A 16,200-nucleotide genomic window follows, 5' to 3' on the forward strand; every position below is an offset into this window, starting at 1 on the left:
ATTAACTATAGAGGAGCTTCGCTCCAGCTGCAAAGAGAATGAGTCCGAGCAATTGCCAAGGATTCCAAGCTAGACGCTCAGCACCGAATAGACCGAGATGATCGATGATAAGAGCGGCGCCCACCTGACCAATGATAATGGCTGTTGTAGCGTTACACACTCCAATCTTGGGAATACTTAGGGCCACTAGCCCAACAATAACGACACTAAGAACTCCGCCAAGGTAAAGATACCATGGTATGGAAAGCCAGTTATATTCTAAAAATGGGACCCGAGTAATGAAGACTGCAATTAATGCCAAGACAGTTCCGATGATATGAACGACCAAGGTAGTGGCTAAAATTGAGGTTTTTTGATAGAGTTCAGAATTTAATGTGCCTTGAACCGCCATAGTGATGCCAGAGATGGCAGCGATCACAGCGGGAAGAGATAAAAATTTATTCATGAAAACCTCCTAATATAAATATTGATTGAATTGGTCAAGTTCTCCAACTTCGACAAGAAGTAGTTCGTATTTCCAATGTAGCTCAAGGGAAAAATGAAATTGTAGAAATAATTGAAAAGAGGTGGCGTCGTGGAAATTGATTACAACTTAGTCCAACGGGCCCAGATGCTACTAACGCTTGATCATCCACTTTCACAAGTGCGGGATATCTTGCTGTGCGAGGGATATCCTCAAGATCAAGTGGTTGAATTAATAGATGCTACTGAAGAAGTGCTGAATTACCTTGTGCCTCCTGAATATGATGAAAACAAAATAGGGATTGACATACTTAGGCCTGGTGAAAAAACGGAGGGAAGAAAACCCGGGGTGGATATTTTAATCGATAAACATTCGGGTAAACTGAGCTTGATGACTCCGCAATTTCAAGAAACTTGGAAGGTCGCGAACGAAGTGCGTAAGGCCATAAGACATCAAAGATCCGTTGGACGATATTACCATTAGTTTTCTTAATTAAAGGCGGGCAATGAGGCTACGCCTTTTTTTTATGTATCAGAACGTATAGGTTATAATTCACGTATAGGTTTTAAGCCGTAGATAGTGTTATTGTTTTCTGGAACTCTATAAATTATGTTATAATTTTTAATTGACGCAAGTAAAGTTATCGACGGATAGAATCAATGTTTCACTGATGGAGGTAAGAGCGGCAGATGGCAGGCTTACAAGAAAATTCATATATATATCGAGCATTTCCAGCCTTAACCCATTCCTCATTCCGCTGGTTTTGGGGAGGCCAAATCATATCACTAGTCGGAACTTGGACACAAAATATTGGGCAAGTGTGGCTGGTTTTGCAGTTGACCAATTCGCCTTTTTTACTCGGCTTGGTCTCGGCAATGCAATTCATACCGACCATGCTGTTTTCTCTTCAGGCTGGAGCTTGGATTGACCGACTACCTAAACGCAATGTCCTGATTGTGACCCAGAGTATATTCATGGTTTTAGCATTTACCTTGGCTATTTTAGTTGGCACTGGAGCTATACAATATTGGATGCTTATCACCATGGCTTTTATTCTTGGAATCGCGAATACTTTTGATATCCCGGCCCGCCAAGCTTTTATTATTGAATTAGTAGGGAGAGAGCATTTGGCTAATGGAATTGCATTGAACTCAGCAATTTTTAATGGGGCTCGCCTCATCGGTCCGGCCATTGCGGGAATTATCATGGGTTTCTGGGGGCCCATGTGGTGCTTCTTAATCAATGGATTTAGTTTTATTGGCGTGTTGGGGATTTTGATTTTCGTTCAAGCGATACCTCATGGCGAAGGAATTATGCCTAAGCATAAATCCTTAAAAGGTGATATTTTTGATGGTTTGAGCTATATAAGAAGAACTCCGCGCATTCTAGTGATCATGATAATGATGGGATTTTTGAGTGCCATCGCTATGAATTTTAATGTACTGGTACCAGTGCTTGCCAAAATTGATTTACAGGAAGAGGCTTTGGGATACGGACTTTTGATGAGCTCTTTAGGGTTTGGAGCCCTCGTTGGAGCCTTAACAGTTGCCATTAGGAGTGCCGAAGGTCCACAACCCCGTTTGCTTCTGGTAGGTGCCTTCGGCTTGGGGATTTTCAATATTATAGTTGGCTTACAGAATACATATTTCAGCAGCGCGTTGTTTCTTGTCTTCTTAGGCTGGTCAATGATCGTTTTTTCTGCTTCCGCTAATTCACTTATTCAAATAGCTGTGGATGGACCCTATCGGGGAAGAGTTATGAGTGCCTATAACCTTGTTTTTGGTGGTATGATCCCTGTAGGCAGTCTTTATGCCGGAACATTGTCGGATTTCTGGGGAGCAAAAGTAACCTTTGTCATAAGCGGAATTCTCACTTCAATATTTATGCTGGGGATAGTTTTTTTACTTAGGCATCTTCGAAAGGGTGAACATCATGAAAATAGCGGTTATGTCTGATACACATTTACGCGAGGGGAAATCTTTACCGAAGTGGGTTTGGGAGCAGATTGAAGGAGTAGATTTAATTATCCACGCAGGTGATGTGATAAACGCTGGTCTTTTAACAGATTTGGAACAGGTTGCTCCACTAGAAGCAGTACAAGGAAATTGCGATGGTTGGGAATTAGCTCACTTACCGCAGCGAAAAATAGTTACCTGCGGGGAGGTAAAAATAGGTTTGACCCATGGTGCTGTAGGATCGGGACGCACAACTACCGAAAGAGCCATAAGAAATTTTGAGCATGATCAGGTAGATCTAATTATCTTTGGTCATAGCCACGAACCTTATCTAGAAAAACACGGTCCACTACTTTTGTTTAACCCGGGATCTCCTACGGATAAAAGGCGGCAGGCTAGCTATTCGATGGGAATTATTGATATTGAGGGCAAGGAAATAATTGCTCAGCATATTTTTTCTGAATCAAGGTGAATAGATGAAGCATCGGCGAAATAAAGTCAAGCGGGAACATGGGATCATTCAAGATGCCTTGGGTTGGCTAGAAGAACTAAGCCAAAACCCGCAAATTTCCGATATAATACCTGGAGTAATACAAGTTAACCGCTCTCCAGAACGCGGAATCGTTTACAAATACGAAACACAAACGGGCTGTAAAATTCTCCTGAAAAGCAATGGGTCGATTCAAGAAGCCTTCGTTGTCACTCAGGAACCAGAATTTGTTCGTCAGTGGGTGGAAGCGCAATTCCCTTTCGATAGCAAATCGTCAAGCGATCAACAAGAGACGGCAGATGGCAAAAAGATTTCTTTAGCTAAGGAAAAACAAGGTGAGCGTAAAGTAAAGCAGCGACCAAGGAAAGAGGCGGTACCTGACAAGAGTTCCTTCAACAAGAATAACCAGCATTCGAAAAGGTCTTCTTTATCTGAAAAAAGGATCGAGAGGATATATAGGAACACTGAAGATTTCGAAGAAAATTTAGGGAGAAGAATAGATGCTAAAGCGTACCAGGCCTTAAAGGCATTGCAGAAGGATCTGAAAATGAACAAGGGTAAAAAGAATTAGTACATATGGGAGTGGGATAATTTGGAGCTACAGGGCTTGGGGTCAATTAATTTACCCATAAAAAATACCGGACTTCAACCGGGGCAGAGATTCCTTGTGGAAGTTATTCAGAAGGATCCTAGTGGGAAGGCTCAAATCCGTCTTGCAGGACAAGTGATCCCTGCCCTGCTGGAGATATCCGTCGAACCTGGAGGGAAGTTCTGGGCTTCAATCCAAAAAATTGATGAAAACGGAATTGTACTTGTTCGCGATAATAGTAATTACCCTAGTAAAGATATGCCCATAGATTCCCAAAGACTGGAGCGGTTGTATCTTGAGTTTGCTTCACCAAAGGGAAAATCTTTATCCAATTTATTAAGTGCAGTTCTAACCGATAGTAAAGGCGCTCAAGTGCCAGCAGACAGCAAGGGCACAACAGTAGTTACGGATGGCAAGGGCGCCCCGGTAGTGACCGATGGCGAGGGCACACCAGTGGTGACGGATGGCAAGGGCACACCAGTGGTGACGGATGGCAAGGGCACACCAGTGGTGACGGATGGCAAGGGTGCACCAGTGGTGACGGATGGCAAGGGTGCACCAGTAGTGACGGATGGCAAGGGCACACCAGTGGTGACGGATGGCAAGGGTGCTCCAGTGGTGACCGATGGCAAGAGCGCCCCGGTGGTGACGGATGGCAAGGGTGCACCGGTGGTCACGGATGGCAAGGGCGCCCCGGTGGTGACAGACGGTAAAGGTGCACCAGTAACGACAGACAGTAAGAGCACATCTGTGCCCATTGACGGTAAGAGTGCACCGGTGCCTATAGATGTAAAGGGTACACCGGCGGTTATCGATGGGAAGGGTCTGCCAAGCAATGCAGGCATTCAAGAGGCTTCTAATGACGAGCTATTCAATCTTTCTGGAAAAGAAATGATAGCCTCTTTTATAAATAATAATGTTCCCCAGTGGTCGAATCTTGGCACAGATGGCTTTCTGCAGCTTTTTATGCTATTTAAGGGTTTGGGCTTAGATTATGAACGGAGACTTAAAAATATTGAGACCATGAAAGACGGGGATGTCCAGAATTTACAAATAGAGCTAAAAAAGAGCCTTAAGGGTATCATACTTTCATTGTTAAATAGTAGTGAGTCTACCGGAAATGAGAAATCCCTCTTTTCCAGTCTTCTGGAGCGCTTAACAGGTCAGCAAATCCTCTTGCAAGCAGGTAACCCTGACGCACCTTTTTATCTTATGGAAATACCTCTGCAATCAGAGGGGGAGCTATATACTCAGACTCTAGCCTTTAAAGCTTCGCGGAAGGGCAAAAAAATAGACCTCGATCATTGCCGTTTAGCCCTTCATGCCGAAACCCCTACCTTAGGTGAGCTTGGGCTAGAAGGATGGCTGTATGAAGGCCAATTGACACTTAAGCTTTTAAGCGAAAAACACGAAAAGCTACAGACTTTAATTGAGGAAAATTACGAGCCGACCCGTACCATTTTTCACCAAATGGGAATTACCCTTCACCCCATCGGTGTAGGGCAGCTCAAGACTGCGGAAGAATTCCATCGCTTTCTAAAAGGAGAATTGCGTGAAGGGGTGAACTATCAGGTATGAAAGAAAAAGCCGCTGCCCTGGCTTATGACCATGTTGGAGCCCCAAAAGTCGTAGCGAAAGGCTCCGGGGAAGTAGCTCGCAAAATTATTGAGCAAGCCATTGAATATGGAATACCCATTCAAAAAGATGAGATTTTAATTGAGACCCTTATGAAAGTGGAGTATGGGGAAGAGATACCACCTCAGCTCTATCAAGTTGTAGCTGAGCTCTTAGCTTTTATCTACCGTCTTGACAAGCTGGCCATGAAATCAGCAGCCCAGAAGGTTAATAGCAATGCTCCCATAGGTGAAGTATAAGTATATAAAGGCGTTCAAACATTACCAACTGTTTGAACGCCTTTATATATGCGATGAATTGCTTGAAAGTAGATCTAAGCATCAACTGTGTTTTTTTTAAGATTCAATTGACGCCTAGCTAAGACTGTAGCCACCTGCTCATTGTCCCCTAATTGAAAACCGGCGAGACGCCACTCGCGGAATGTTTGCCAGAACTGTTGTTCAGAAATGCGACGGGTATATCGCTCGGATTCATCATCGTAAGGCCAGAAAACATCTACCCAAAGCGTCCCTTTATTGGTAAGTACAAGAACGAAATGATTCAATTCTTGGCTTGGAGACTCGGTGTTTTTCATAAGGATATGGGATCTGCCGCTCGGGAAGTCTGTTTTTAAATAAACGAACTTCATCTGGATCCTCCTTTAGCACACACATTTAGGTTGGAACACTATAATTATAGCACTTTAGATGTTAAAAAACGACGACTTGTAGGAATATTCATTCTTCATTTATAGGAAAGGAAAAACCGAAGGTAAGACTTATACAATAGTTTATGTTGAGAGAGTGTAAAAGTGAATCGTGAACTAACAGGAGAAGGGCATAAATATTAGATCAAATTTGGCACTGGTGCAAAATTTGACATGAACAACTCTTCAGGAAGCTTGCCCCATTGAAGATTGAATGGAAGAGGAAAGATTAGGACAGAATAAAAATCGATTAAAAATTTTCTGAGGAGGTACCATTATGCTTACAATCGTTCATACCTTTGAATCGCCCGATCGTGATCGGTTATTATCTGATATTCGAAACGGATTAGATGACCTAGATCAAATCGGAGGGTTTAAGTACGCTAGTATTAATGAGCAAACGAATACGAATGAGATTATGGTTATGACGAAATGGGACAATGTAAATGCTTACGAAAATTGGGCATCGACCATAGGTGAAAACAAAGCCTTTAAACAAGCTACACCACAAATGTTTGATGTGATTGACGAAAAATTCTAAGTGATTAGGATGCCAAAAGGTAGATAGCGATGTAAGAAAAGGAGATGATCTAGGCTCCTTTTTCTTGGTGATGAATTATTTAAAAATTTCAAATATTATGATGATTATTACTATAGAATTGTGTATACTATAGATGAGTTTAATCTAAAAAATAAATGGGGGTGTCAAGGTTGAGGTTAGCCTTAGAAGTTAATCCGGTCAAGGAATGTCAAAGCTGTGCACGGCGTGATGAACGGGAAGTTTCAGCTCATATCCTCTCGTACCAAATCGCACATCAACTTCTTTCACGGGTACAGGGACATATTCAAGTAGATGGTAATTTTCTAATTCTTGATCTCGAAGGGCATGCCCCCCTCTATTTTGACTTGAGCCAGGGTTCCGTTCGGGTTAAAAACTTAAATAATCCTTTGGAGCAGCGCTATGATCGAGAAAAAGCTGTCGATGAATTAGCAAGCAAGATTATGGAAGAGGCTCAGATCAATCCTAGCGATGGGGTTACCATTGATCCCGTAACAAATTTACTTGTGAAGCTGATCGAAATATACCATGCTCGGTGCTGTCTTCATATCGCATCGGTTCAAGTCCAAGGTGAAAATACGATTTGGGAAATTAAGCTAAATGATGATGGGCGCAGTGGCTGGATTCAAAGTAATCGAATCTTGAGAAATAGTTTTGGGGAAGAAATAAACATTGATAATTGGCAACATTTACGACCAGAAAAATTAGCGATGTATGTGTTTGGCTTTTTTGGATTTTGTAGCCATTACCCCAGCCCAATGAAACAGACGCATTATCATTAGAGGTTAGCAAAGTATAAAGCAGAATTCTTTATATCACTATAAAAACAAACAAGAAGCAGGTTTTAACGGCTTCTTGTTTGTTTTTATAGTGTTTAGTTTTATCAGCTTAGCGTACAGTTGCCTGCTCGGTCTTTGCTAGCATAACAAGAAATTGTTTAAAGGCAGATTCAAGATTTGGGTTGGGGATGCCCTGGAGGAACATAGTTTGGTTCAAAATAACCCGACCAGGATGAAGGCCGGTGACTTCTATTTGAACATTGGTAATATCTAAAGTCGTGAGTTCGTCATCGATAAGAAGTTCGAAGGATTTAGCTTCAGGGAAAGTGGCTTCTAATAAAACTGTTTCTGTAGGACGAATCGGAAGCTCATCTATCATAGAGGAGATAGCAGGGATTTCTTCTATGCCTTCCATGTCTATCCCCAAAAGATCATTTTTCGTGTCAAGTTTATTAGCTAGGGGAAGAGAGTCTTCCACCTTAGGAAGCGATGAAATATCTTTGGGGTTAACGGGGTTATGTTTGGGAACGCTTTCAGCCGTAATAACGGTAGTTTCAGAACTAGGTAAAGTATGCAGGTCTCCCAAGACAAAGGAAGCTTCCAAGAGAAGCTGTTGCATCACGGCAAAATTTGTATTCCAATTGAGTTGGATAGGTGTTTTTTCTACTTCTCCCTCAGAAGACATCGTTACTATAGAATAAATCCCCCCTTTGGCTAAAAAGGGTCTCTCAGCGCAACCACTAAGTAAAAAAAGTAAAAGAATGATACACATCCAAAAAGAAATCTTACGGAGCTTATTCAAGGTTTGTTCCTCCCAGAAGCATTATGTAGAATCAACTGCATTAATTCGCTCTTTCTTAGCCAATCCCTTCTTTTAGCATCTTACATTGATTACCTTCGAAATTATGTGTAAAATGACTTCAGAAAGGGGCTTATTATGATTGCTAAGAAGATAGTGGTTATGGATATCGAAACCACTGGATTAGATATATATAGAGATGAGATTATTGAATTTGCCGCCTTTAGTATAGTCGAGGGGAAGGATCCCGAGATATTTAGTGTTTTAGTTTCTCCGAAAGAGCCAGTTCCTGAACGTATTTTGCGACTAACAGGGATAAGCTTAGATGAACTAAAACAAGCCCAACCCTTAGAGTTTTATCATGATATAATACTGAAATATTTTCAGGATGCTATTATTGTAGGTCATAATGTCAATTTCGATTTAGGTTTTGTTGAGCGTGTGTTAAATATTCATTTTGAAAACCCAATCTGGGATACCCTAGAGCTTGCTCGAGTCTTTTTTCCCAATTTGAATAGCTATCGATTGGCTGATCTCGTGAAAAAGCTTGACTTAGAACCCCTAGAAAAAGCACATCGGGCCATGTCTGATGCGCAAGCTACTTGGAACCTCTTAAAGAAATGCTGGGAAAAAGGGATGACCTTAGATTCAGGTTTCTATCAAAGAGCACTCCCTTTAGCGGTAGGTTCTAAAGCTAGTGGCTTTCTCAAAGAATTAGAAAAGACCATTAGGAAAGAGTTCCCAGATCGATTAATCCGAACGGATTTAGTCCTATACGATCAGGATTTAGGGCTTTTTGAACCACAGGAGGAGGAAGTCTCGGTTCCTGAGGATATTGACTGGATCAATCAGTGTTTTACTCCGGGGGGAATCCTGGAGCAAAATTTGCAGGGTTACGAAAGTCGCCCAGGGCAGCTGCAGATGGCTAAAGCGGTTGCTAAGGCTTTAGCTACCTCTACCCATTGTGTTGCAGAGGCAGGTACCGGTACCGGTAAATCCTATGCTTATCTAATCCCAAGTCTTTGGTGGGCTCGTAAGACAAATAAGAAGGTTGTGGTAGCGACCCATACCATCCCCTTACAGGAGCAACTTTATAAAAAGGATCTGCCCATCCTTGCGCAAATCTTGCCGTTCTCTTTTCATGGAGTTTTATTAAAGGGAAAAGGGAATTATCTTTGTTTAAAACGGTGGCTCACCCTACAGAGCCACTTTACAGAGTTTGACTATGGAGAAAGACTAGCTCTGCTCAGTGTCATGATGTGGCTCAGGGAGACGAGCACTGGAGACTGGCAAGAGGTTTCCCAAATACCCAGTCTGGTAAGACTATGGGGAAATTTGAACGCGGAAGAGGAAAGCTGCGTTCCGGGTAAATGCCCTCAGGCTAACCGTTGTTATATGCTTTACGCACGCAAACGTGCTGAAGAAGCTGACCTCATTATTGTCAATCATTCTTTGCTTTTTTCGGATATAAAAACGGAGAACAACATATTACCGGAATTTCATGAACTGGTAATTGATGAAGCACATCATCTTCACCAGTCGGCCTTAGAGCAATTAGGAAATGAGATGAGCCTAGAGCAGATTTCCAAAGTCCTGAATCTTCTGAGTCGCTCAATGGCAGGCAGCTTTTACGGAAATGTGAAGGCACGTGCTCAATTATGGGAACGCATTTTATCCGAATCACTTTGGAATCGTTTTCGAGGGCACTTAGAAAGATTGCCTGAAGCCTGTGATGAACTCTTTCAGCAGACTGAGGAAGTCTTCGCCAGCTTCGAACAAATTTTAGGCAATGAACTCTCTTACCGATTAACGGCGCACAGTCAAAGTGAAAACTGGTGGCCGACAATCTCTGTGCAAATTGAGAATTTACAAGGACGCCTCAAGGCAATCGTCGATCTGTTAAGGGCAATGTATAATCTACTAGAGCCCTTGGATGATGAAGATGCCGCATCGCTTGCTTATGAAATTTCGGGGCGGATCCGTAACCTTGAAGAGGTTCGGGACTGCTTCAACCTTGCCATGCAGGTCGATCATACTACTCGTGTAAGTTGGTTGGAACGTAATAATCGTTTGTTTTTGAAAACCTCACCAGTTGATGTGAGTATCCTGCTTAAAGAGAAGCTTTTCAGCCCCCTCAATAGTGCAATATTGACCTCAGCAACCTTAAGTATTGCTAACTCCTTTGAACATTTTTTACAAGAAAATGGCTTAGCTAAGGATACCTCTACTTTGATCGTGGATTCTCCCTTTGACTACGAACGGCAGATGCAGTTCATCGTAGTTAAAGATCTCATTGATACGAATCATAGTAATCTGTTTGACTCAGAGAAGATCGCTCATTTTATTTCTGAAGTGACAGAGCGTATGCAAGGTAGGACCTTGGTGCTTTTTACCTCTCATCACTTTTTGCGTGAGATCCACCTACCTTTAAGTCGGTATTTAGGCGATTCAGGAATTGAATTATTGGCTCAAGGGATTGATGGGGGACGCCACGCACTTCTTGATGCCTTTCTCAACAATCCCAAGAGCGTTTTATTGGGAGCGAATAGCTTTTGGGAGGGTATCGATATTCCTGGAGATAAGCTATCCTGTGTCATTCTTATCAAGCTTCCCTTTGGACCACCTAATCGCCCCTTGATAGCGGCTCGCTCCGAATTTATGGAGGCTCACGGAAAAAATGCCTTTTATGAATTTCTTCTACCCGAAGCTGTACTTCGCTTTAAGCAGGGATTTGGTCGTTTGATACGCTCCAAATCAGATCGGGGACTTGTGATTCTCTGTGACAATAGGGTTATTGAGAAACGTTATGGCAGGATATTCTTGAATTCCTTACCTGTCAAAACCCATATCCGATGCAGCGAAACGCAAATTTTTGACCATATTGATAGCTGGCTTGACGAAATACGCTAAAAGGAACTGCTTTAATAAAATGAGGAAAGATGTTAAACTATAGCATATGCTGGGAGCCAAGCTTTTGTAGACATTCGAGGGATATACATGAAAAACTACAGTTCTCCCACCAGATGGAGATACTTATGTTGCAGATTAGTTTGGGTAAGAATATGTTGGGAGAGTGAAGAATCGTGAATACTAAGCCTATTAAGGTGGATATGATTCCGAGCCTATTTACCTTAGGAAATTTGTTTTTTGGGTTTTTAGCAATTATTTGGACGATGGATGGAGATTATCAGGTGGCAGCCGGACTTATCATATTGTCAGTGCTTATGGACAGTATGGACGGTAAAGTTGCCCGTAGATTATCAGTTAGTACGGAGTTTGGCAAAGAACTCGATTCTTTATGTGATGTGGTTTCATTTGGTGTTGCTCCGGCGATTTTAACCTATAAGGTATTGTTGGAGGGGCATATGGGATTTTGGGGTGTGCTTTTGGCTGCAGTTTTTGCTTTGTGTGGAGCGGTACGTTTGGCGAGGTTTAATGTCTTGAATATAACTACTCATTTTTTAGGAGTGCCTATCACCTTTGCCGGGGGGATCATGGCCTTACTTGTGCTTTTTTATCAAAGTCTGCCGTGGATCATTTACCCTATTGCCATGGCGCTACTGGCTTTTCTGATGGTGTCGTCCTTCAAAGTGCCGAAACTGGGAAAATAAACTACGAATTAGTAGATCGTAGAGACCGGGTGTGGAGATTAAATTTTCTCTGCACCCTTTTCTGTTTTTCACCCATTGCCGGAGCTTCGCATATAGTATGGCACGGAAACAGTTGCATGGAGGGGAAAACATGGATAATCAACAAGTAAATTGGACAAATGTAGGCTTAAGAATGGTTCAAGGATTAACTACGGTTATCGATGCCATTCGTCAGTTAGATGCTCAAGAGGCCTCTTTAGTAATGAAACTTCTTGGGAAAACATGTACGAAAACAATGAAAGACGGGGTAGGTCATCAATTTGGGATTGCTCTAGTGGAAACCAGCGCTCAATTAGCCATGAAAGATAAACTTGTGGTTGAAGACGTCCTCAGGATCATCAGCTCTATTATTGGACGTTTATACTTTACGGCAAGCAGCGAGGAAGAAAAGCAATTAGTTGCCCAACTGGAAGAAGCAGTGAAAAATTACCAGATTATTTAAGTCCCATCACGTGATTATGTGCATAAGCTAATGTTAGTAAACTAGGAAAGAGGTGATCTGAATGAAGGTTTATTATGTGCGTCTGCCTGAGTTCGTACTCAGCTTTCTCCGTAAAGTATTCAATTAAGATTTGCTAACTTGTATCACATAAAAAAATACTTAAAACATGACATGAATTCACTCGCTTGTCTATAAATATAGAGTAAAAGACAAGCGAGGAGTGAGGAAATGGCTCGTAGCCGTTATGTCATGGTCATGGCAATTACTTTGATGTGTTTGATAGGAATTGTTTCTTGGAAATCACCACAAGCTGTAATGGTCGCCCTAACAGAACCACAGTATGCAGATTCCCCACGGGTAGCGGTTCAGCGGTTCTGGGGCTATCTTGACACAAGGCAGCTTGAACTTGCAGAACAACTAGTCTTAGCTAAGGACTTAAATCCGTTCGGTCAACAGGAAGTTGAGCTTTGGAAGAAACAAGTCACAAATAATCCCTTAATCAGCCTCAAGAAGTTGGAATTTGCCAACTCCTTAGATCCCAATATCGTTATGGTGAGTGTAGAATGGTCTTCTCCTGTGAAGGATAAAATCCTTGAAACTTACCTTATGGAGACCCGATCCACAGCAGAAGGGTGGAAAATCATTCAGATTCAGAAAGTCAACGCTCAATCATTAGCTAGAGTTCAATGAATCAAACGCGCTCAAGGCGCGTTTTTGCTTTATCAAAGTATATTTTTTTGAGCAAAGGTTTAGACTGAGAGATAAGACCTCAAGTGTTCCTAAAAGCACACCAAGAAGTGCTCTAGGTCACAACATGGTCTCTAGTTTTTTGGTAGAGTTAATGCATAATCGTTAAGGAGGACAAATAAATGGCTGATATGAAGAAGGAAAATATTGAATTGGATTGCGATCATTGTGGAACAACCAGCGAGCTTACTCCCGTAATAACATATGTACACCAAGGGGAGGAAAAGCACGTCTGTGTTCATTGTCTCCCGGCGTTAATTCATGGTTAAAGGATATCGAGGTGTTTGAGATGAAATTTACATTAGAAATGAAGCTTAAGGATATTATGGCAGCGAACCCCAAAACAGTTGAAGCAATGCAAGAACTTGGTTTGCACTGTTTGGGATGTCCTTTCTCAGTGAATGAGACTTTGCTCAATGCTGCGCAGATGCATAAACTAGATCCCGAGGAGCTGCTGGCAGCTGTCAACTCTGTGGAGCAAGGTGAAATGTCTGAAGAGGCAAAAGCCAAGGCTCAGCCTAAGGGTGCTATATTGCAGATGGATAAAAAGACGTATGCCATAGCGCCACATATTCCAGCAGGAGTTGCTACACCCGAGATATTACGTAAAATTGCCGATGTAGCGGAGAAATACAACGCTGCAGCTATTAAAGTGACTTCCGCACAGCGGATTGCGATAGTGGGACTTGATCCGGCGGACATCGCTAATGCCTGGGATGATTTGGGTATGGACCCTGGACATGCTGTAGGAATGTGTGTGCGTAGTGTCAAGGTATGTCCGGGAATGACCTTCTGCAAACGAGGCTTACAAGAGACCTTGGGTGTTGGCATGGAAATCGACAAACGTTACCATGGTATGTCTTTACCTGCTAAATTTAAAATTGGTATTGCAGGTTGCCCCAATAAATGCACGGACTCCATGAACGTGGACTTGGGTATCATGGGTACCAGTAAAGGTTACCATGTCTATGTAGGCGGTAATGGCGGGGTGAAGCCACGTCGCGGAGATTTGTTAGTGGAAAATCTTCAAGCAGATGACCTGATACCGGTTATGGATGCAGTGGTTGAATACTTTAAAGAGCATGCTAAGCCTCAAGAGAGATTAGGTAGAATGATCGATCGTCTGGGCTTAGAGGAATTGCAAGAGACTGCTAAGAGAGTAGTTAATGCTTGATTTCAAAAATTTAGAAAATAAATTAAGGAATTAGATTAAAAAAATATTTAGGGGGCGTATCAAGTGATACGCCCCCTATGTTAATATAGGTGTTGTATTAGTCAAGATGAATGGAATCGGTTGGGCATCCATCCGCTGCTTCTTGAGCGGACTCTTCAAGTTCGCTGGGAACTGGGTTGACATAGGCTTCGGCAAGTCCCTCATCATTCATTCGGAAAACCTCGGGGCAAACAGATGCGCAAGCGCCACAGCCGATGCAAGTTTCATCAACAGATGCAGTCATGTTAATAAGACCTCCTTTGCTAAACTCCTAACTCAATGTTCCCTTATTTTGGAGTTGTTATGCATTTCTTGAATGGGACAAAGTGGTCGTGTCAACAAATTAAGATAAAGTAGAAATAGGAGGAGTATTGTGGACGTCAAATTTAGCCTTCGCAAAGCTACCCATGAGGATTTGGGGCGAATCAATGAAATATACAATTGGGCAGTGCTGAACACAGTTGCAACTTTTGACCTCGAAGAACGTACCCTGGAGAGAAGTGAACCCTGGTTTGCATCGCATTTGGATCCTTATTACCCACTATTCGTGGTGGAAAACCAGAGTGGGGTCACAGGATGGGGGAGTCTATCGCCATTTCGTACCAAACCGGCTTATAAAGAAAGTGGCGAGTTTTCTATTTACATAGCACCTGAATGGTTGGGTAAGTCCATGGGAGATGCCCTCTTAAAAGCGCTTTGCGAAGAGGCGGGAAAATTAGGATACCATACCTTATTGGGTTTGATTACAGCGAGCAATGAGAAAAGTCTCAACTTAGCTGTAAAGCATGGTTTTTACGAAGTGGGTAGGTATCGAGAAGTCGGGAAAAAGTTCGGACAATATTTGGATGTCATCACCATGCAGAGAATTCTTGCTTAAGCTATGGTTATTTCTGAAAATGAGCACTATTTTTTAAGTGGATTTTCTGCCGGATTCGCGGAGATAAACCATTAATTAACCAAACTGGAGAAATATGTAATTATTTAACGATACTTTAATATCCATATATATCCATTTATCCCCCTAGTTGCGGGCTTTCTAAAAAATAAGATTATTCTGGCGTTTACTTATTTTTTACGATTTCGACATCTCGCCTGAAGTATAATAGGTTTACCGGCAAGAAGACAAGAGAGAATTGACAGTATAGAGAGATAAAAGTCCGGAAAATATCACAAGGCGGGATGATAAGAGAAATGGGAAAGAAAGTTAAAATTGTTGTTGCTGATGACAATCGGCACCTGTGCCAAATGCTACAAGATTATATTCAGGGCCAGGATGACCTCGAGGTGGTAGGTGTGGCGTACAATGGAGTCGAAGCATGGGATCTCGTTCAATCTCAAGAACCAGATCTTATCATAATCGACTTGGTTATGCCTAGCTTGGACGGTTTGGGTGTTTTAGAGAGAATCAATGGACGAACTGCAGCTTCACGTCCTAAGGTGATTATGCTTACGGCATTTGGTCAAGAATCCCTTACCCATCAAGCCATGGTTTTAGGAGTGGATTACTTCATTCTGAAACCTTTTGATTTGGAAATACTAGCAAAAAGAATCCGCAGCTTAACCCAGAACTGTGCTCCTTCTTCTGCTCCTATGACTTCCTCTATAAGTTCTGTGACCAATGCTGGTAGCGGTGTCAATTTAGGAGCTGAAGTTACCAATATGATGCATCAAATCGGGATACCTGCTCATGTAAAGGGCTATCAGTACATAAGAGATGCGATACTTATGGTTGTGGAAGATGTCTCCTTATTGGGTGCCGTGACTAAAGAACTTTATCCGGCTATTGCCAAAAAATATGATACGGCTCCCAGTCGAGTAGAACGGGGCATACGTCATGCCATCGAATTAGCTTGGGAGCGGGGTCACACGGAAACCTTAAAACGTATCTTTGGCTATTCCATGAATATCGAACGGCAAAAGCCCACGAATTCTGAATTTGTTGCTTTATTAGCCGATAAATTAAGAGTAATGAGTAAGGTTAGCTAAAGTACAGCTATTAAGGGCTACACCTCGTTTGCCGGATGTTCGAATATCAGAACAGCTACGTTTATTTAGATAAATGTACATAAGAATTTCCGAACGACAATAGCAGACTGTTGGATTAGTGCGCGATGAACCGCAAGCACTGTTCTGTGAGGGGCGAGTAATCGCCCCTATTCTACATTTTAGTTCATAAACCCTGTATTCAATATTA

General features: G+C 42.2%; 20 protein-coding genes. 16 read left to right on the forward strand and 4 right to left on the reverse strand.

The features are described 5' to 3' along the window. Position 1: 1 nt before the first annotated feature. The gene (locus tag AAC978_RS11680) at positions 2 to 445 is read right to left on the reverse strand and encodes a DMT family transporter (protein ID WP_341548224.1); all 444 of its coding nucleotides are present in this window, start codon (positions 443 to 445) and stop codon (positions 2 to 4) included. 129 nt (positions 446 to 574) lie between these two features. Here AAC978_RS11680 and AAC978_RS11685 point away from each other — a divergent pair, with 129 nt between their 5' ends. The 6 genes from AAC978_RS11685 (at position 575) to AAC978_RS11710 (ending at position 5,371) form a co-directional block, all read left to right on the forward strand. Continuing rightward, positions 575 to 946: a hypothetical protein gene (locus tag AAC978_RS11685; RefSeq protein ID WP_341548225.1), complete on the forward strand. Its 372-nt coding sequence runs from the start codon at positions 575 to 577 to the stop codon at positions 944 to 946. 206 nt (positions 947 to 1,152) lie between these two features. Then, positions 1,153 to 2,418, forward strand: a complete 1,266-nt coding sequence (locus AAC978_RS11690; RefSeq protein ID WP_341548226.1) for an MFS transporter — start codon at positions 1,153 to 1,155, stop codon at positions 2,416 to 2,418. Beyond that, on the forward strand, positions 2,396 to 2,890 hold the full coding sequence (locus AAC978_RS11695; RefSeq protein WP_341548227.1) for a metallophosphoesterase family protein: 495 nt from the start codon (positions 2,396 to 2,398) through the stop codon (positions 2,888 to 2,890). The genes AAC978_RS11690 and AAC978_RS11695 overlap by 23 nt, the downstream gene beginning before the upstream one ends. A gap of 4 nt (positions 2,891 to 2,894) precedes the next feature. Continuing rightward, complete coding sequence (locus AAC978_RS11700) at positions 2,895 to 3,479, forward strand: DUF2103 domain-containing protein (RefSeq protein WP_341548228.1); 585 nt, start codon at positions 2,895 to 2,897, stop codon at positions 3,477 to 3,479. Between the two features lie 21 nt (positions 3,480 to 3,500). Then, positions 3,501 to 5,075 (forward strand): hypothetical protein, encoded by a 1,575-nt coding sequence (locus tag AAC978_RS11705; RefSeq protein WP_341548229.1) that lies wholly within the window; start codon positions 3,501 to 3,503, stop codon positions 5,073 to 5,075. Continuing rightward, positions 5,072 to 5,371: an EscU/YscU/HrcU family type III secretion system export apparatus switch protein gene (locus tag AAC978_RS11710; protein WP_341548230.1), complete on the forward strand. Its 300-nt coding sequence runs from the start codon at positions 5,072 to 5,074 to the stop codon at positions 5,369 to 5,371. Before AAC978_RS11705 ends, AAC978_RS11710 begins: the two co-directional genes overlap by 4 nt. A 74-nt stretch (positions 5,372 to 5,445) precedes the next feature. On the opposite strand, the gene AAC978_RS11715 is transcribed toward AAC978_RS11710, so the two are convergent. Continuing rightward, positions 5,446 to 5,760: a hypothetical protein gene (locus tag AAC978_RS11715; protein ID WP_341548231.1), complete on the reverse strand. Its 315-nt coding sequence runs from the start codon at positions 5,758 to 5,760 to the stop codon at positions 5,446 to 5,448. A gap of 334 nt (positions 5,761 to 6,094) precedes the next feature. Here AAC978_RS11715 and AAC978_RS11720 point away from each other — a divergent pair, with 334 nt between their 5' ends. Together AAC978_RS11720 and AAC978_RS11725 are read left to right on the forward strand one after the other, a co-directional pair. Then, positions 6,095 to 6,358, forward strand: coding sequence for an antibiotic biosynthesis monooxygenase (locus tag AAC978_RS11720; protein WP_341548232.1), 264 nt, complete (start codon positions 6,095 to 6,097; stop codon positions 6,356 to 6,358). 170 nt (positions 6,359 to 6,528) lie between these two features. Continuing rightward, positions 6,529 to 7,158, forward strand: coding sequence for a hypothetical protein (locus AAC978_RS11725; protein WP_341548233.1), 630 nt, complete (start codon positions 6,529 to 6,531; stop codon positions 7,156 to 7,158). Between the two features lie 106 nt (positions 7,159 to 7,264). On the opposite strand, the gene AAC978_RS11730 is transcribed toward AAC978_RS11725, so the two are convergent. Beyond that, positions 7,265 to 7,957: a hypothetical protein gene (locus tag AAC978_RS11730; protein ID WP_341548234.1), complete on the reverse strand. Its 693-nt coding sequence runs from the start codon at positions 7,955 to 7,957 to the stop codon at positions 7,265 to 7,267. 135 nt (positions 7,958 to 8,092) lie between these two features. Between AAC978_RS11730 and AAC978_RS11735 the strand changes: the two genes are divergently transcribed. The 6 genes from AAC978_RS11735 to AAC978_RS11760 all read left to right on the forward strand — a co-directional run bounded on the left by AAC978_RS11735 (position 8,093) and on the right by AAC978_RS11760 (position 13,967). Continuing rightward, a complete protein-coding gene (locus AAC978_RS11735) occupies positions 8,093 to 10,864 on the forward strand; it encodes a helicase C-terminal domain-containing protein (protein ID WP_341548235.1) in 2,772 nt (923 codons plus the stop codon). 173 nt (positions 10,865 to 11,037) lie between these two features. Then, positions 11,038 to 11,565: a CDP-diacylglycerol--serine O-phosphatidyltransferase gene (gene pssA, locus AAC978_RS11740; protein ID WP_341548236.1), complete on the forward strand. Its 528-nt coding sequence runs from the start codon at positions 11,038 to 11,040 to the stop codon at positions 11,563 to 11,565. 130 nt (positions 11,566 to 11,695) lie between these two features. Beyond that, a complete protein-coding gene (locus tag AAC978_RS11745) occupies positions 11,696 to 12,046 on the forward strand; it encodes a recombinase (protein WP_341548237.1) in 351 nt (116 codons plus the stop codon). Positions 12,047 to 12,274: 228 nt separating this feature from the next. Then, positions 12,275 to 12,736: a hypothetical protein gene (locus AAC978_RS11750; RefSeq protein WP_341548238.1), complete on the forward strand. Its 462-nt coding sequence runs from the start codon at positions 12,275 to 12,277 to the stop codon at positions 12,734 to 12,736. Positions 12,737 to 12,915: 179 nt separating this feature from the next. After that, positions 12,916 to 13,062 (forward strand): hypothetical protein, encoded by a 147-nt coding sequence (locus AAC978_RS11755; RefSeq protein ID WP_341548239.1) that lies wholly within the window; start codon positions 12,916 to 12,918, stop codon positions 13,060 to 13,062. Between the two features lie 20 nt (positions 13,063 to 13,082). Then, on the forward strand, positions 13,083 to 13,967 hold the full coding sequence (locus AAC978_RS11760; protein ID WP_341548240.1) for a DUF1858 domain-containing protein: 885 nt from the start codon (positions 13,083 to 13,085) through the stop codon (positions 13,965 to 13,967). A gap of 97 nt (positions 13,968 to 14,064) precedes the next feature. Here AAC978_RS11760 and AAC978_RS11765 read toward each other — a convergent pair whose 3' ends face one another. After that, entirely contained in the window at positions 14,065 to 14,250 is a 186-nt protein-coding gene (locus AAC978_RS11765; protein WP_341548241.1) for a ferredoxin, read from the reverse strand. Between the two features lie 129 nt (positions 14,251 to 14,379). On the opposite strand from AAC978_RS11765, the gene AAC978_RS11770 reads away from it, so the two are divergent. Further along, positions 14,380 to 14,883 (forward strand): GNAT family N-acetyltransferase, encoded by a 504-nt coding sequence (locus tag AAC978_RS11770; protein WP_341548242.1) that lies wholly within the window; start codon positions 14,380 to 14,382, stop codon positions 14,881 to 14,883. Between the two features lie 314 nt (positions 14,884 to 15,197). Continuing rightward, complete coding sequence (spo0A, locus tag AAC978_RS11775; protein ID WP_341548243.1) at positions 15,198 to 15,992, forward strand: sporulation transcription factor Spo0A; 795 nt, start codon at positions 15,198 to 15,200, stop codon at positions 15,990 to 15,992. The last annotated feature ends 208 nt before the right edge of the window (positions 15,993 to 16,200 follow it).

The sequence above is a fragment of the Desulfitobacterium sp. THU1 genome (genome assembly GCF_038181555.1).
Taxonomy (GTDB): domain Bacteria; phylum Bacillota; class Desulfitobacteriia; order Desulfitobacteriales; family Desulfitobacteriaceae; genus Desulfitobacterium.